This is a genomic window from Pigmentibacter ruber, from assembly GCF_009792895.1.
Lineage (GTDB): Bacteria > Bdellovibrionota_B > Oligoflexia > Silvanigrellales > Silvanigrellaceae > Silvanigrella > Silvanigrella rubra.
In genome coordinates, this window is record NZ_WSSC01000001.1 from 12,253 (window position 1) to 26,574 (window position 14,322).

14 protein-coding genes and 1 riboswitch are annotated in these 14,322 nt (G+C 28.9%); of the genes, 8 read left to right on the forward strand and 6 right to left on the reverse strand.

Going from position 1 to position 14,322, the window contains the following annotated elements:
- Positions 1-43 precede the first annotated feature (43 nt).
- The 4 genes from GOY08_RS00065 to GOY08_RS00080 all read right to left on the reverse strand — a co-directional run bounded on the left by GOY08_RS00065 (position 44) and on the right by GOY08_RS00080 (position 4,712).
- Complete coding sequence (locus GOY08_RS00065; RefSeq protein ID WP_158996484.1) at positions 44-2,437, reverse strand: TSCPD domain-containing protein; 2,394 nt, start codon at positions 2,435-2,437, stop codon at positions 44-46.
- A gap of 91 nt (positions 2,438-2,528) precedes the next feature.
- Positions 2,529-2,924, reverse strand: a complete 396-nt coding sequence (locus GOY08_RS00070; protein ID WP_158996486.1) for an acyl-CoA thioesterase — start codon at positions 2,922-2,924, stop codon at positions 2,529-2,531.
- A 24-nt stretch (positions 2,925-2,948) separates the two neighbouring features.
- A riboswitch (adenosylcobalamin-variant (AdoCbl-variant) riboswitch) is annotated at positions 2,949-3,040 on the reverse strand.
- Between the two features lie 123 nt (positions 3,041-3,163).
- Positions 3,164-4,261, reverse strand: a complete 1,098-nt coding sequence (locus tag GOY08_RS00075; protein WP_158996488.1) for a glycosyltransferase family 9 protein — start codon at positions 4,259-4,261, stop codon at positions 3,164-3,166.
- Positions 4,254-4,712: a hypothetical protein gene (locus tag GOY08_RS00080; RefSeq protein ID WP_158996490.1), complete on the reverse strand. Its 459-nt coding sequence runs from the start codon at positions 4,710-4,712 to the stop codon at positions 4,254-4,256. Before GOY08_RS00080 ends, GOY08_RS00075 begins: the two co-directional genes overlap by 8 nt.
- Positions 4,713-4,892: 180 nt before the next feature.
- On the opposite strand from GOY08_RS00080, the gene GOY08_RS00085 reads away from it, so the two are divergent.
- Positions 4,893-5,678 (forward strand): segregation and condensation protein A, encoded by a 786-nt coding sequence (locus GOY08_RS00085; protein WP_158996492.1) that lies wholly within the window; start codon positions 4,893-4,895, stop codon positions 5,676-5,678.
- Here GOY08_RS00085 and GOY08_RS00090 read toward each other — a convergent pair.
- On the reverse strand, positions 5,647-6,693 hold the full coding sequence (locus GOY08_RS00090) for a hypothetical protein (RefSeq protein WP_158996494.1): 1,047 nt from the start codon (positions 6,691-6,693) through the stop codon (positions 5,647-5,649). The genes GOY08_RS00085 and GOY08_RS00090 overlap by 32 nt on opposite strands.
- 302 nt (positions 6,694-6,995) lie before the next feature.
- Here GOY08_RS00090 and rplM point away from each other — a divergent pair, with 302 nt between their 5' ends.
- Both rplM and rpsI read left to right on the forward strand, forming a co-directional pair.
- The gene (gene rplM / locus GOY08_RS00095) at positions 6,996-7,442 is read left to right on the forward strand and encodes a 50S ribosomal protein L13 (RefSeq protein WP_158996496.1); all 447 of its coding nucleotides are present in this window, start codon (positions 6,996-6,998) and stop codon (positions 7,440-7,442) included.
- Positions 7,443-7,469: 27 nt separating this feature from the next.
- On the forward strand, positions 7,470-7,865 hold the full coding sequence (gene rpsI / locus GOY08_RS00100) for a 30S ribosomal protein S9 (RefSeq protein ID WP_158996498.1): 396 nt from the start codon (positions 7,470-7,472) through the stop codon (positions 7,863-7,865).
- Positions 7,866-7,985: 120 nt separating this feature from the next.
- On the opposite strand, the gene GOY08_RS00105 is transcribed toward rpsI, so the two are convergent.
- The gene (locus tag GOY08_RS00105; RefSeq protein WP_158996500.1) at positions 7,986-9,515 is read right to left on the reverse strand and encodes a leucyl aminopeptidase family protein; all 1,530 of its coding nucleotides are present in this window, start codon (positions 9,513-9,515) and stop codon (positions 7,986-7,988) included.
- Between the two features lie 84 nt (positions 9,516-9,599).
- On the opposite strand from GOY08_RS00105, the gene GOY08_RS00110 reads away from it, so the two are divergent.
- The 5 genes from GOY08_RS00110 (at position 9,600) to GOY08_RS00130 (ending at position 14,252) form a co-directional block, all read left to right on the forward strand.
- Entirely contained in the window at positions 9,600-10,577 is a 978-nt protein-coding gene (locus GOY08_RS00110; RefSeq protein WP_158996502.1) for a biosynthetic peptidoglycan transglycosylase, read from the forward strand.
- Positions 10,578-10,745: 168 nt separating this feature from the next.
- On the forward strand, positions 10,746-11,594 hold the full coding sequence (locus tag GOY08_RS00115; protein WP_158996504.1) for a transporter substrate-binding domain-containing protein: 849 nt from the start codon (positions 10,746-10,748) through the stop codon (positions 11,592-11,594).
- Positions 11,595-11,696: 102 nt separating this feature from the next.
- Positions 11,697-12,674, forward strand: coding sequence for a YheT family hydrolase (locus tag GOY08_RS00120; RefSeq protein ID WP_158996506.1), 978 nt, complete (start codon positions 11,697-11,699; stop codon positions 12,672-12,674).
- Between the two features lie 199 nt (positions 12,675-12,873).
- Positions 12,874-13,626, forward strand: coding sequence for a hypothetical protein (locus tag GOY08_RS00125; protein ID WP_158996508.1), 753 nt, complete (start codon positions 12,874-12,876; stop codon positions 13,624-13,626).
- Positions 13,627-13,637: 11 nt separating this feature from the next.
- Positions 13,638-14,252 carry a VWA domain-containing protein gene (locus GOY08_RS00130; RefSeq protein WP_158996510.1) on the forward strand — a complete coding sequence of 205 codons (615 nt, stop codon included), beginning with the start codon at positions 13,638-13,640 and terminating at the stop codon, positions 14,250-14,252.
- Positions 14,253-14,322 lie beyond the last annotated feature (70 nt).

A 14,322-nucleotide genomic window follows, 5' to 3' on the forward strand; every position in this document is an offset into this window, starting at 1 on the left:
TAAACTTTAAGTTTGATTAAATTAACGTGTTATATCTTAAATGCTAGCATCTGCTCCAGCCACATGAATTGCAAGTAATACAACCAGCTTGATGAATTAAACTATCTTTTTGGCAGTTTGGACAGCTTTCACTAACTAATTTGCTTCCTTCTGGAATGTATTTTTTTAATACTCTACAAATAGCCTTTGCAAATGTTGTCAAATCACCCTCAGATTTTTGAAGCTGCTGTTCAATAAATTTTATATCAATACCGTGTCTTAAGTTAAGTGACACTAGGCGTGTTATGGCGTTTTCACATCCATTATTTTCAAAATTTTCTTTTATATTAATTTTTTGTAATTTTTTATTTTCGTCAATTATATTTAAAAAATAAATTCCTTTTTTATTTTTTAAAATTTTTCCTACTTGATGGTCTTGTGATATAATTTTTTTCTTATAAATTCCGCAAAAAACCTCATATGGAACATTATCAAATTTTCCAATAAGAACTATCCAATTTTGAGCTGCAACTTTAATATAGTGAATATCGCAATCAAGCAATTCTGGTCTTTTAAATGTTGCAAATTTAGATTTTTTAATGTTTGTAGACAACTCAATATTATTTAAAACACCTTCTCTACTTTTATCTCTATAAACTGTTACCGACTTTAAATTATTTTCCCAAGCATTAAAATAAATATTTTTTACATCTTCAATAGTTGCTGTATTTGGTAAATTATATGTGACTGAAATACCACTATCAATATATTTGTAAATTTCGGCTAATAATTTTATTTTATCTAATGAATTAATGTTTTTTTCTGGTAATTTATCCCATGCTGCAAAAACCCATTCATCAGTTTTTATTAATTCATCAATATTTTCTTTTGTTACAGGAATATTTTTTCTTTTTAATTCATTTAAAACACAATTATCAAAAATAAAGTGAGATCTATATTCACCTGTTAAAACACGTTCTTTTCTTTCATGATAAGGAGCAAATGCGGGTTCGCAGCCACTACCCCCAGCACTTACAACCATTGATAAAGTACCAGTGGGAGCTATTGAAAGACAACATACGTGCCGCATTGTTTTGAAATCCTCTTCTTTCAAATTAGTTAACTTAATTAATCTTTGAATAAAAGGACTTTTTAAATACCACTTTGGAGAAAATTCTGTAAAATTTCCACGTTCTTTACCTAAATTAATTGATGTTCTATAAGCAGTTTCTGAAAACACACTCATAATATCAGCAACAATTTTTATACTTTCATCAGAGCAGTATCTTATCTTATTTTTTATAAACCAATCATAAAGCCCTGTGAATCCTAAGCCAATTCTAGTCATAGAGACTAATTTATCACGTTGAACTGGATGGGGCGATCTATTTTCATTGTATTCCGCTATAATAACATTGTCTAAAAATCGAATACCAAACTCAACTCTTTCAATTAACCAATCTTTCCAATTTTCGTTATAGAGAGGCATATTATAAAAATTAATTGAAGATAGTACACATGTATTATAAGGATCTAATTTTTGTTCTGAGCATCCATTAGTAGAAACAATATGAAATTTTTTATTTGGGTGATAGTTACTATTAGACCAATATTCGCTTGAATCCCAGAACTCTATACCAGGTTCACCTGTTTTCCATGCTTGATGTGCAATTTGATTAAATAAGTCACTAGCAAAAACTGAATTTCTAATAGATAATTCTGGTCCAGGAGAATAATCTATTAAAACTCTTTTTCCTACAACAATTTTTTCTTCTTTTCTTTCCCAGCATAAATTAATTTTTTTATTTAAAGTAACTGCATGCATAAACTCACTATCAACTTTTACAGATATATTTTGGGAAGAAAGTTTTGTTACATCAGATTTGCAAGAAATAAACTCTGGACTATCAGGATGATAAATCCAAAGATCTGGTTTTGTTGCTCCCCTTCTATTTTCAGCTCCGATAATTTGCATTGCAGAATCGTAAACAGTTAGAAAACTAACTGCTCCCGTGCTTGTTTTCGCGCAATTATGGGTTTGTGCCCCTCTTGGTCTTAAACCAGAAATATCAATTCCATTACCTTGGCCGTATGATGCTATTCTACTCCAATTTTTTAAAGATTCACCAAAGATGTCTTCAATTGAATCATTTACAGGTTCTTGTGTTGTACAATTAACATATGAAATTTTAAGATTGATATTTCCTGCTGCACGCCATATCCCGCCAGCAGGGCTGAAATCCTTTTTGCAAATATATTCAATTGTTTTACTTTTCATGATTGAATAATATTTTTTGTCATATTTGTTTACTTCGTGGGCGACTCTTTCAATTGCTTCTTGAAAAGTTTCTTTTTCAATTTTTTTTGTTTTTTCATTTAATTTCTCATGACAGTATTTTGCTTCAATAATATTTTTGTAAATATCAGAAGAAAATTCATATTTTAAATTTTTATTCATGGCCTTCTTCTTATAAAAAAATTCACTTCAAAGAAGTGATTAATTAAATTTCTCTGCTTAATTTTAATTTAAATTGTAAAAATTTGAAACCCTAAATTACTTGGGTTGTTTTTCCTTTTTCATCAATTGCAACCATTGTGAAAATACCACTAACTGCTACTTCTCGTTTATTTGAGTACATTTGTTCCACATATATCTTGACTTCAACTTTTACACTTTTTGTTCCAACATATGTAACAATACCATAAATATCTGCAAAAGTTCCAGCAGGAATTGGTTTTTGAAAATCAGTTTTATCTAATGACACAGTTACCATTTTTTTTCTGGAAAAACGAGTTGCAGTAATAAATGCTACTTCATCCATCCAATTTAACGCAGTTCCTCCAAATAATGTATTATAGTGATTAGTTGTATCAGGAAATACGCACTTTATCATTCTTGTTTCTGAAAAATGGATTCTTTCTTGAATCTCATCAGAGTAATTCATGTTTTACCTCTTGCTCGAGAGAAAATAGTTAAAGGTAATCGGACTTTCAATAATATGATCACCGTTGCGGCACAGTGTTGGATTTTCACCAAACTTCCCCTTTAAAAAAAAGATACTCATATTTTTCTTTTGAAGCAATTTTATTTTCTAAAATAAATTATTTGTTGTTTTTATTTTAGCAAAAATATTGAAAATATATCATTATTAAAAATCAGGAACTTGTATGAAATATTTATAAATTATTGATTTGTTTTTAATAAAATTTGATTGTATACCCGAATTGGATCAATATCTTTTAAACATTTTAAATTTTTAAATCTACAAACATTGTTCTTTCCGTGCCGACTGCATGGACTACAATTTAAATTTAAGTATTCAATTTGAATATTATTACTTGATGGAACAAAGCCAAATTTAGGAGAGGTAGATCCAAAAAATACAGTACTTGGTACATTAAAGTTATCTGCTGCATGTGCTGCAAAAGAATCATTAGTTATTATATACTTGGCATTTCCAATAATATCTAAGGTTTCACATAATTCTGATTTATTGACCATATTTATTACTTTATTTGACTTTGGGTATTCTAGATATTCACCTAAAAATTGTTCATTATTTGATCCGCAAATAATAATATATAAATTAGTTTCTTTTTTTAATTTTTCAATTAAGATACGAAAATTTTCTTTTGGCCACATTTTGATAAAACTACTAGCTCCAGGAAATATGCAAATATATTGCATTTCTTTTGGAAAATAATTTTTTGCAGGTAAAAGCGGTGAAATATGATATGTATCTTTAAATTCTTTTTGATCATTTAAAATTATATTTTGCAGAAGTTTTCTCTGTAGATCTTTAATTCGCATAAAATTTTTTGAGAAAAATTTTTGTTTCTGGTTAAAATAAAAAAAGGAAATCACTACCATTAATATTCTATAAATAGAATATTTTTTTATGAAATATTTTTTTTCAATTTCAATATGTAATTTATTTTTTAAGTATTTTAAAAATCTTTTACTTCTTTTTGTATTTTGTAAATCGATATAAAATGACTTATCTTTTGTATTAAGAGAAAGAATATATGAAAGAAATTCATTAATTTCAACTTCTTTGCCGTGTAAAAAAAAGGAAGTTTCTTTGTTTTTTTCAAAACAAATAAATGCTTGCAAGTGTTTTATTTTTAATGCAATTTCTTTATTGCTCGGAGAAGTTATAAATACTGGATAATAGTTATTTTCAATTAAACAAAAAACACTATTGCTTGCAATTAAAACATCTCCAATGGCACTTAGTCTTGTTAAAAAAACAATTCTATTATAATTCCGAATTTTATTCATAATTTCCATTTTTCTTAAAAAATCTATATAAAAATAAGCCTGACCAAAGAAATAGTGAAAGGATATATAGACCCCCTCCAATTGCAGAAATTGCTGTTGGATAAGATATTTTACCTATTTCATTTGGATTGAATGCTTCTAAAATAAGGCCAGCTCCAAAGATTGGAATTGAAAAAAGAAAAGTTAAAATATTGCTTTTAATTAAACGCTTGGAAAAATATGGTGCAATAAAATTTAGTGATAATCCTAGAAGTATAGCACTGTAGCCCATAACATTCATATGTGCGTGAGCTGATTTTAATAATGCTCTTTGTATTTGCATAAATTCAGAAGATGGGATTTGGCTAATAGTCATTTGTTGAATTAAAACTGCTAAAATACTTCCAAAAATACTCCAAGCCGCAATCCAAAAGAAACCTAAGCCTATTAAAAGAAATTTGTATTTTTGCAAAACCTTCCCTTTATATTATTTAGCAAAAAAGTAGAGCAAATTTGATATTTGCATTAAATTTAATTTACTATGTATTAAACGACTTTACATCTTCTTTGCCAAAGGTTTAATCCTTAGCAACAATCTTCATGTATCTCAATTTGAGGAACATGAAAATATATAAAGAAATGGTATAATTAAATGCATCTACGGTTAGAAAGTTTTGATGGTCCTCTAGATCTCCTTTTGCATCTCATTAAGGCGCAAGAGTTAAACATCTTTAATATTCCAATTGTTATGATTACTGAGCAGTATTTAGGCTTTTTGAAGCAAGTACCTGAACTTGATTTTCTCACAGCTGGCGAATATTTAGCCATGGCTGCTCAATTGATTGAAATTAAGGCTAATTTACTAGTACCTGTATTGCAAAATAAATCTCAAACAGACGCAGAAAATTTAGCACAAGTATCAGAAGAAGATCCTAGAAAAGATTTGGTGCAGCAATTACTTGAATTTGAAGCATATAAGAAGGCCTCAGAAGTATTACAACAATTAAATTCAGTGGCACAAGATCATTTTCCAACTGCTGAATATAAAAGACGTGAAGATGAGTTTTCTGCTTTTGAACATCCAATAAAAGGAAATCCTTTTGATTTAATTATTGCTTTTGAAAAAGTATTATTAAAGTTTTCTAATAAATCTACGCCAAAAGTAGTGGTTCGTGCTCAAAAAATTACCATTCAACAAAAAATGGAATTTATTAAAAAGAAACTTTCTGAAATTGATTCAATAACTTTAAAATTATTATTCACTGAATGCTCTTCAAGATATGAACTAATAGTGTTAATAATGGCACTTTTAGAATTATGTAAAGCCAATCACGTAAATGTTTTCCAAGCAACAATGTTTGCAGATGTGGAAATTTCTAAGGGGTTAAAGTTTTTTGATGATACTTCTACTCTTCAAGAAACTGAAGAGTTGACTTGACATATTCGCGATAAGCAACACTTAAAGGATATTCTGTATCATTTAATCGCATTTCTAGTCTTGCTCTTGTAATATTTTCTTTACTTATTGATTGATTTAAATTGTGAATTTCTTCATCTATTAAATCATTGAATGAAACTTTGTTACTGTTTTGTTCAAACATTTTCTTTTGTAGAGTTTTAATATTCAAAGAGTCTTCGTTTTTTCTTGATAATTGATAGCCTAATCTGTCAATAAAAACTTGATTTTCAAAAAACTTTTCATTTGCCTGAATTTCTTGTTTAGTTTTTTCATGATTTATAATAATTACTTTTAAAAGTTTTGCTAAGAAAATACTTTTATCATAAGTTTCATCAGTTGTATAACTCATCAAATTTTCTTTTAATAAGATTAAATTAAAGCGAAATTTTTCATCTTTTAAGTTTAAAAAATAGAAATAAGCATTTGCAACTGTTTCTAATTTATTTAATATGAGATAAAATCCAGCATTAATTGTATCTTCTTGCCAATAAGTGAGCGGCGCAAATAAATCTTCTTTTCTAAGAGCTATTTTTGAAAATATTATTTTATTGATTTCTAAAAAAATATAATCCAAATTAAAATCTAAATTTATATCCTTTTCTATTTGTTCTATAAACATTAATGCCCTTGAACATTTTACAGTTGATGAGGGTATTTGGTTGATATTGTTGATTCCCTTTTTTGCATTATGAATTAAAATTTTTTTCACTTCTTTTACTAATGAGCAATACAGCTGATAAAAATCTTTAAACATTAAAAAACTAAGGTACTGTCTTGCTAGGGGAATTCCCAAAGCAAAATCAAACTCTTTTACTATATCTTTGAAGTTTATTTCCCCTTTCTGCGTTTGGAGTAGTTGTTCAAGATGTATAAAATCAATAAATTGAGATTCGCCACCATCAATCAGGCAATAGGAAGTTTTAACGATAAATTGTACACATTCCTGGTATGGATTGAAATTTATGAATTGATTTGAATTTTCTTTGTTGACCACGATGAATCTTCCCGTTATAAAGCAAAATCTGCGGCAAATTTTTGCGCGAAGAGTTCTGCTAGTGTTAAGTTATTAATCATACAGCACTATTCTACTCTTAATGCTAAATTGTGTCACTGCTTCTGAAGGAACTCCACGCCTTTTTGTGTGGTGGCATAAGCGGTTGAAATTATTGTTTTATATTTGTATGCGTTGAGATAACGCCCAAGACAGATAAGTGAAACAACATAAAGATACTCGCAGAAATAATGTAACTAGTTGAATTTATTATTTAAATTCTTAATTGTTAGTGGAGATTAGAAATGAATACTACATACTCTGCCAAAGCTTCTGAAATTCAGAAGAAATGGTATATCGTTGATGCTGAAGGCAAAACCCTAGGACGTTTAGCAAGCCAAATCGCTTATGTTTTGCGTGGAAAGCATAAACCAACATTTACACCTCACATGGATATGGGTGACAATGTTATTGTTATAAATGCTGAAAAAGTTGTTTTATCATCAAATAAAGAACTTACTAAGCTCTATCACCGTCATACAGGCTTTTTTGGTGGTATTAAAACTCAGAATGCTGCTGAAATACGTGCTACTAATCCTGAGCGTTTATTAGAGCTTGCTGTGAAGGGAATGCTTCCACATAATCGTTTGGGCAGTGAATGCTACCGCCATCTTAAAGTATATGTTGGCAAAGAGCATCCACATGCGGCTCAAAATCCGCAAGCATTACCTGAACGTACACTTAAAAACTAATAAGCGATTAAAATGAGGGAGCCTAAAATGGCAGTTAAATATATATCTGGCGTAGGTAAACGTAAGACATCTATCGCTCGTGTTTATTTGGTTAAAGATGGTAAAGGTACCATTACAATCAATCACCGTTCTCTTGAAGACTACTTTAAACGTCCAACTTCTCGTATGGTAGTTGAACAACCTTTAAACTTAACTCAGACTTTAGGTAAAGTAGATATCAATGTAAGAGTTATTGGCGGTGGGTTATCTGGGCAAGCTGGGGCAATTCGCCATGGCATTACAAATGCTCTTTTAAACTTAAATCCAGAGTTCCGTTCAATTCTTAAACCTGCAAGTCTTATCACTCGCGATGACCGTATCAAAGAGCGTAAGAAATATGGTTTACGTTCTGCGCGTGCACGTTTCCAATTCTCAAAACGTTAAGAGAAATTTTTCTCAAAAACAGAAAACCCCTGCCTTGGGAATACATTCTTCAGGCAGGGGTTTTTTTATTAGGATGGATATGTAATTTTAATAGAATCTGTTTTTGAACTACAAGTTAAATTATTTTGCTAGTATTCGAGCAATTTCTGTTACTAATTGAACTCCGTAGCCTGAGCTCTGTTTCCGAATATAGCCAATTGAGTGGTTGTCATTAGCAACTCCAGCAATATCTATGTGCGCAAAAGGAATATTATTAGTAAATTCATTTAAAAAAGCAGCACCAACCATACTACCAGCTGAGCCCCTAGTATTCCCAATGTTTATGATATCAGAAATTGAACCTTTAATATCATCTATAATTTCATCCCAAATTGGGAGTGGATAAGCTCTTTCGCCAGTAGAATCGGCAGCAGTCATAATAATTTTTTCAAGTTCAGGATGAAATGCGAAAACACCGGCTCCAACATGTCCAAATGTTGTGATCATAGCGCCAGTCAAAGTTGAAAATTCAACGATATAGTCTGGTTTTAGCTCTTTAGCTGCAAAATATAATGCATCGCTAAGAACGACTCTGCCCTCTGCATCTGTATTTAAGATTTCTATTGTTTTACCAGAAAGTGAAGTAATGACATCGCCAACTCTATAGGAATGGGCATCGATCATGTTTTCACACAAAGCAGCTATTGCATAAACTTTAACTGGAAGTTTTAATTTAGCAATTGCTAAAATAGAGCTTAACGTAACAGCGGCTCCTGACATGTCATATTTCATCCCTTCTTGGCTAGTGGATGGTGTCTTTACAGAATAACCGCCGGTATCCATTGTTAGCCCTTTACCAACGAACGCTATAGATTTATTATATTTTTCTGGAGAATACTCAATTACAACAAACTGTGGTTCATTTGCACTTCCGCTTGATACAGCAAGCATTGCATTAAAACCTTTTTCGCGAAGTTTTTCTGCACCCCAAATATCAACTTTCAATCCAAGTTTTTTAGCCTGCTCTAGTGCTTGATGTGCTACAAATTTAGGTGTTGCAACATTTGGAGGGGAGTCTTGTAAAAGACGACAAAAATTTATGGAGTCCTCAAGATGTTTTGTTTCGTCTAAGGATTTCTCAAAGTTTTGAACTGTGTTGATAAAATTTAAATGAATTGGTTTTTCAAGCTCTAATTTAGTTTCTTCTTTCATATTAGAATTTGGGTATTTATACATTCCCATATTAAATCCAATTTGGCATTGGGCTATTAATTCTTTTGTATTACACAGCTGTGATGAACAATGAAAAAAAATTGTGTTCGCTTTTAAAGACAAAGAGATTTCAGCACATTTGATTCCTATTTGTCTAGATCTTGCAGGCATATAATTTAATTTATTACCTGCACCAACTAGTAATACTCTTTTTGCTGATTTTTGATTCAAAACAAGTGAAGTAGATGTTTGTAGCCATTTGCCTTCAAAATCACCTAACCCAATTAAATTTGAAATGGTACCATTCATTTCATTATCCAGTGATAAAATATTTTTGGACTTTATTTGTCCCTTTTCTATATCTTGTTCGTCAATTATAATAATTGCAAGATCTGGAGTTTGATTATTAGGCTGTGAGTTATTTGTAATATGAAGTGGTTTTAATTGTGGCAGTAACATAAAAACTTCCTTTTATTTTTAAGTAGTTATTGTTATTTCGCAAGGCTATCATGCAATCATTCTTTGTTTTTAGCAAGGATAACTATGAGAATTTTTTCTTTTTATTTTTGGGTTTTACAGTTACCTCTAGTAGTCATATTCTTCTTTTTTGTTTGGTTTATTCCTTGGGTTTTTGTTTTACATTTAGGATTTCTTATTTATTTTCCTTATAAAGAAGATGGACTAACTAGATTTTTTCGAATTACAGGTCCAGTTATCGGTATTTTTTCAAAAACATGGGTAAATAAAAAAGAAATTCCAAATGCTTGTAAAGCAGCTTTGATTGCCTCTGAAGATGGGAAATTTTATCAACATAATGGAATAGATATTGAAAGTATTCAAAAAATTGTAAAAGATAAAAGTAAAGCAACTAAACAAAAAAGGGGTGGGTCAACAATTACTCAACAATTAGTTAAAAATGCATTTCTTTCAAGAGATAGAAGTTATATAAGAAAAACAAGAGAATTAATTGGAGCTATTTTGTTAGATGCAACAATAGCAAAAGATAAACAAATTGAATGGTATCTTAATATAGTAGAATTTGGACCAAATACATATGGATTAGAAAATGCAGCACAAAGATATTTTAAAATTGATGCAAAAAAATTATCTCCATCTCAATGTGTTGCATTAATAGCAATTTTACCATCTCCAAAAAAATGGAATCAAAGTTTAGAAAAGAAAAAATTAACTCAATTTTTTATACATAGATACAGACAAATTTCAAATAATATTATTGAAATGCATATTGCTTCAAGAAAAGAAAAAATTGATATCAAACAAATGAATTTAGGTTTTTCATACAAAAAAGAGAATTTACCACAGCAATTTGAGCCAGTACCTCCTCCAGAGGCAACTGAAAATAAGAATGCACAAAATTCTTCTGAAGAAGAGCAGATAAAAATTGATAGTACAGATAAATTTAAAGATAATAGTCAGATAGAGGGTCAAGTTAAAGATACAACTCCATCTGGTGTAGATTCTGACGAAAGTCTTAATGATATAGAAAATAGTGATGAATAATTAGATAATTTTTTCAAAAATATCATTATGTTTAATCTATTGGCAGGTTTCACTTGACCTCAATTCTAAGCTTATGTATTAAGTTTTCGTTTGTTGATAGACTATCACTACAAAATCATTTTTGTTTTAAGGCATTTTGGCAATAGCTTCTGACTAAGGGGATTCAAAATGAACGCAAGTTTTAGAAAGTTGTTTCTGCACGCTTTTTTTCTAATCTCAACAATTCCCTCATTTCATTTCAATGCTTTTGCTGCAAATTCTGATGAAAATAAAAAAGAAGATGTAAGTTTACAAAAGATCAAAACAGAAAAAGTTTTAAAAGTTTGTTCCGATGCAGGATTCCTTCCATTTGAAATGAAAACTCAAAAAGGGGATTGGATAGGTTTTGATGTTGATATGATGAAAGAATTTGCTAAAACTCTTTCAGTAGAACTTAAAATGATTCAAATTAGTTTTGATGGCATTATACCGGCACTTATTTCTGCAAAATGCGATCTTATAGCTGCAGGTATGACAGTTACTACTGAACGTAAAGCAATGGTTCTGTTTAGTGATTCTACTTTTACTAGTGGATTAAGTATTGCTATTAAAAATAATGAAAAAAATAAGAATGAATTTAAAGATCTTAATTCTTTAGATAAAGCTGGGATAAAAATAGCAGTAAAAACTGGTTATACTAGTGATATTTATTTATCTAAAACCTTAAAAAAAGCACAAATTTTAAAATTTGATCAAGATGCTGATTTAGTTTTAGCAGTTATGCAGGGACGTGCTAATGCTTTTGTTTCAGATACAACTTATGTTGATTTAATGGATAAGGGAAATAAAAATAAATTTATTATTCTACCAACTAAAGTAGTAGCTGAAAGTTTTTCTATTGCTGCTAAAAAAGATGATCTCATATTAATCAATAAATTTAATTCTTTCCTAAAACAATGGAAAGAAAATGGTGGATATGAAAAAGCAAGAAAATATTATTTTGTAGACCAAGTATGGCGTTCGCAAGTTGCAAACTAATTTAATAAGACTGTTTCCTTTCTTTCCAAAAACCAAAAATTTTATTTATATTCTTTTTCATAATCAACGATTCACTTAGATTTTTCTTAGGAGAGTTTTTGAATGAATAAGAAAATTATGAATGCACCAAAATTTAAAGTCGCTTGGTGGTTAAAAAATAGACATTTGCAAACACTATATCCTGTATTTTTTTCTGGCGGTAAAAAAATAAGATTAATACGAGAAAAAGTAGAGTTAGAAGATGGAGATTTTTTGAGTCTAGATTGGATTCCAAATTATAATCCAAAAAAGCCTATTATTCTCTTTTTGCATGGATTAGAAGGTTCATCGAAATCACCCTACATTCAAAGAATGATGAAAAAAGCAGTAAGTAAAAATTATAATGCTGCTTGCCTAAATTTTAGAGGCTGTGATGGTCAAGTAAATATCAAACTAAAGTCTTATCATGCAGGAGAAACAAGTGATTTAAATACAGTTGTAAAAAAAATAATGGCTAAATTAACAGCTGAACAAAAATTATATATTGTAGGATACTCTTTGGGAGCTAATGTATTATTAAAATGGCTTGCTGAAAGTGATTTAGCAAATTCTATTTCAAAAGCCATCGCTGTTTCTGTTCCATTTGAATTAGCAGGTTCAGCTGCTGCTTTAGGAAAAGGTTTTTCTAAAATATATGAATGGTGGTTATTAAGATGTTTAAAACAGAGTTTAAAAAGAAAAAAATCAATATTATTAGAAAATAATTTTATATATAAAGAAAAAGATATAAATAATTTTTGGGAATTTGATAATCTAATCACTGCTAAAATAAATGGATTTAAAGATGTTTATGACTACTATGAAAAATCAAGTTCTCGACAATTTATCAAAAAAATCACGGTAGAAACTTTGATAGTACATGCATTAGATGATCCCTTTCTTTCGCAAGAAAATATTCCTCAAAAAAATGAAATAAATAATTCTGTAAAACTTGAAATTACAACGCAAGGTGGACATTTGGGATTTGTTGAAGGCCGGATCCCTTTTCTCCCAAAGTATTGGATTGACGATAGAGTCTATGAATTTATTGAAAATGACTAATATTTTTTTATAAATTGTTGGATTATTATCTAAAAATTTTTAAACTTAAATCGTTATGTTTATTTGACCATTCTTTGTAAAAAAAGTATAAATATGTCCACATGTATTGTTATTTTCTTTATTTGGAGTTTGTAACCTGAAATTTGCTTTTTTACTCTTACTTTTGATTATTCTTTTTATCTTTTTTTTAAGATTGTTCTTGAAAAGTAACGAAAAAAGTAACAAAAAAAGTATTCAAAAAAATGATACTCTTTCTGAAACAGAGTGGATAAAAAAGAGTAATACAAATCAAATTAATAATTTTAAGAATGATATGGAAAAAATTTCTAAAGAATGGAACTATATTTTGAAATTAATTGAAAATAATATTCAAGAAATTTATAAAAAAAGAGAAGAATTAAATTTTAATAAGGAAAATATTCAAAGAAAAGCTAAAAATATTCAAAAAATTATGGATGAGTTATTGTTTAATTATAATAAAAATTCTTCTAATATTTTAAAAAATGAATATATAAAACATTCTATGGAATTAGAAAAACTGCAAAATGAAATTCAAACAATTGAGAAACAAATTATTGAATATAATGATGTATTGCAAATCCTTGTTGAAAAAAATAATAGTGTTCAACTTGAGTTTGATAGTTTTAAACAATCTTATTCTCATGAAATATCTAAAACTGAAATATTTGAGAAAATTAATTTGATAAGCAATGAGTTTGATAGATTGAAAACAGTAGAATATCAAAAATTTTTGACTTCATTAGCTATTTATAAATCCGAAAATATTTTAGAAAAAAATGATGATTTTAATGAAAGCCTATTAAAATGTGGAAAAGAAAAACAACATATTGATAAAATGAATGAAAATTTAGCATTTGAAAATTTGTTTTTTGGTTCTGGAACAGAGGATAAAAAGCAATCCCAAAAAACTGTTGATCATTTATTTAAATAAGGAGTATTTAAATGGAAAAAAAGGATTTAGGTCAAAGAAATTATGTATTAGTTATTGATAGATCAGGATCAATGTCTGATTCAGTGAGTTCTAAAATATTAGCTAGTAAATGGGATTATGTAAAAGAATCAGTTAGTGCTCTAGCAAAAAAATGTTATGAACTTGATAAAAACGGTATAGATATTTATCTTTTTAATCGATCTTTTCAAAAATTTTTAAATATAACACCTGATAATATTAATTCCATTTTTTCAGACTATGCCCCAATGGGTGGGACTGACTTTATCCCAGTTTTGACTGAAGTTTTTAATCAACATTTTGTGCATTCTGAATTACCAACATCTATAATAGTAATTACTGATGGCGAGCCTTCTGAAGGAATTCAAGGACAAAAAGCACTTGCAAATTTAATTGTAAATGTATCCAAAAAATTAGAAAGCGATAATGAATTAGGTGTTTCTTTTATTCAAGTTGGGAATGATAAACAAGCTACAGAGTTTTTAAAAAAATTAGATGATGATTTATTATCAGTTGGCGCTAAATATGATATTTGTGATACTAAAACCTTTGATGATTTAGAAAACTTACCTTTGGAAAAAATTCTATTAGATATTGTTAACGATTAATTATCCTTATGGAAGTGCTTATTTCGAGCAACATGAATTTACAAATTTTATAAAATACACAATAATACAT

Bases quoted from the DNA above. Each gene is read 5' to 3' on its own strand.
- GOY08_RS00065 (WP_158996484.1), bottom strand. From the start codon at position 2,437: ATGAATAAAAATTTAAAATATGAATTTTCTTCTGATATTTACAAAAAT.
- GOY08_RS00070 (WP_158996486.1), bottom strand. From the start codon at position 2,924: ATGAATTACTCTGATGAGATTCAAGAAAGAATCCATTTTTCAGAAACA.
- GOY08_RS00075 (WP_158996488.1), bottom strand. From the start codon at position 4,261: ATGAATAAAATTCGGAATTATAATAGAATTGTTTTTTTAACAAGACTA.
- GOY08_RS00085 (WP_158996492.1), top strand. From the start codon at position 4,893: ATGCATCTACGGTTAGAAAGTTTTGATGGTCCTCTAGATCTCCTTTTG.
- rplM (WP_158996496.1), top strand. From the start codon at position 6,996: ATGAATACTACATACTCTGCCAAAGCTTCTGAAATTCAGAAGAAATGG.
- rpsI (WP_158996498.1), top strand. From the start codon at position 7,470: ATGGCAGTTAAATATATATCTGGCGTAGGTAAACGTAAGACATCTATC.
- GOY08_RS00105 (WP_158996500.1), bottom strand. From the start codon at position 9,515: ATGTTACTGCCACAATTAAAACCACTTCATATTACAAATAACTCACAG.
- GOY08_RS00110 (WP_158996502.1), top strand. From the start codon at position 9,600: ATGAGAATTTTTTCTTTTTATTTTTGGGTTTTACAGTTACCTCTAGTA.
- GOY08_RS00115 (WP_158996504.1), top strand. From the start codon at position 10,746: ATGAACGCAAGTTTTAGAAAGTTGTTTCTGCACGCTTTTTTTCTAATC.
- GOY08_RS00120 (WP_158996506.1), top strand. From the start codon at position 11,697: ATGAATAAGAAAATTATGAATGCACCAAAATTTAAAGTCGCTTGGTGG.
- GOY08_RS00130 (WP_158996510.1), top strand. From the start codon at position 13,638: ATGGAAAAAAAGGATTTAGGTCAAAGAAATTATGTATTAGTTATTGAT.